Below are 1,997 nucleotides of genomic sequence, written 5' to 3'. Positions count from 1 at the left end.
ACCGAAGTCGATATCCAACGGCTCGACGACGATCTCCGGCTCGATCACCTCCGTGCCCGCACCGGTGAGGTCGATCACTATTTCAGATTCATTCCCATCGTCGGACGACACAGTCAAAGTTCCGGCGTAGTCCCGCGCCTCCGCAGGCGAGAACGTCACCGGTACTACAACCTGCTCGTTGGGGGCGATTTCGACGTGCTCGCCGAAGTCAACAGCAAAGGCTTCGTCGCTCGAGGTGATCGAGTGAATCATCAGCGTCGCGCCGCCGATGTTGCGGATGGTGAACGACCAGTTGCTCGCACCACCGACGGCCACTTCGCCGAAGTCGTGCATAAGGTCGCCCTCGGCGATCTCGATCTCCGGCGCCGCTTCGGTCTGAGCATTCAAGCGAATCTGGGTGAAGCCGTTCAGTTGCCAGGCTTGCGGGCCGTCGTCGTAGAGCGCGACGGCGGGGTATTCCTGTTCGGCCGAGTTATCCCAAACGCGGAAGGCAAAAGCCTGACCGGCGGTGAAACCTTCGACTTCGCCGCTTTCGGGGTCGTCGCCGTAGGCGTTTAGCCCGACGGGAGGCTGATCGGCTTCGAGCACTATGCCGCCGGCGCAGAGATCATTCGGGGTGAAGACGCCGATTTCGTCGCCGATGCCGAGCGAGGTGCCGTCGAGGAGAGCTTCGGTTACGAGCAGCGTATGGGTCCGGAAGGACTCGGTGAAGGTGAAATGTGTGCCCTGGACTCCGGTGCCGGTGAGCGACACGTTGACCTCTTCCTCGCCGGGCGAGTCGGACACGATCGTTAGCGCCGCGGCAAATTCGCCAGCCTCGTCGGGGGTGAAGTTGACCGTCACATCGAGCGACGCGTTGGGCGACAGGGTGGCACCGGCTTCATTGTCGAAGTCGGTGGTAAAGAGCGCCGCGTAGGCGTGGTCGTCTTCGATAGACTCGATATGCAGGTCGGCCGATCCAAGGTTGCTGATGGTGAAGGTGAGTTGCCCGCTTGCCCCAATTACCACCTCGCCGAATGCGAGAGCGTCGTCAGATAGAGAAATGTCGGGAGCGCCGGCCGCGACGCCGACGCCCATAAGTTGCATCACCACCGGATCGTCGTCCGGATCGTCCGAGTTAAACGTCAAATCGACGGAGTATTCGACGGCTTCCGCAGGCGAAAACGTCACCTCGATCGCGACTTGATCGAGCGGAGCGAGCACGACCTGATTTTCGCCGAAATTGTGCGTGAATCCGGCTCCGACGGTGACCGATTCGAGAGTCAGATCGGCAAAGCCGAGATTGGTGATGGTTGTGAACCAAGCCGAACTGCTGCCGATCGCAACCTCGCCGAAGTCGTTGCCGTCGCGGTCCGAGAAGTGAATTGCCGGGACGGGATTGTGCTGAGCGACGAGGATGACGTTCGAGAAGCCGTTGGCCTCGAAGTTGATCGTCAACGGCATCGAATTGGCGTCCAGTTCGGTCTCGGCATCGGCATCGTAAATGCGAAACAGGATCGCCTGTCCGTCCTGAAAGCCGGGTGCTTGGCCGTCATCGGCATAGGCGTCGAAAACGTGCGGAGCGCCGCCTTCGACGATTATCACCCCGCCGATCGTCCCGCCGGCATTGAAGACAGCGATCTCGTCGCCGTTCTCGAGTGCGGCGCCGTCTATTGTGGCGTCGGATATAAAGAGGGTGTGAGTTGCGCCCTCCGTAGGGGTGAACTCAAAATGACCCTGCGCAAGGGCCAGTCCTGATGACAGGAGCAGTCCAAGTGCGGAGAGGACTGAAACGGTCGCGGTGCGTTTCATCTCTACTACCTAAAAGGTTGGAGTTAGCGGGCAAATAACAGGTCGGAACCGGAGCCCATAGGATGCGCTGAAACCCTCCCCTCAGAGTGAACGGGAAGGAGCGCGATGACGCGAGTAGTGCGGCAGAGACGTGCGAGGATGGATGCCAGAGGGAAGTCTCCGCCAATCAAGGGCTCCCAAATATACTCAATTTTTCCCCGACAAGC

General features: G+C 60.1%; 1 protein-coding gene. It reads right to left on the bottom strand.

Annotated features, from left to right (window positions below):
• The coding region (locus FJY67_12195; GenBank protein MBM3330205.1) for a choice-of-anchor D domain-containing protein at nt 1-1,791 on the bottom strand (1,791 nt) is incomplete at its 3' end.
• Between the last annotated feature and the right edge of the window lie 206 nt (nt 1,792-1,997).

This window comes from Calditrichota bacterium (assembly GCA_016867835.1).
Taxonomy (GTDB): Bacteria; Electryoneota; AABM5-125-24; order Hatepunaeales; family Hatepunaeaceae; genus VGIQ01.
This window is presented reverse-complemented; position numbering and strand designations above follow the sequence as displayed.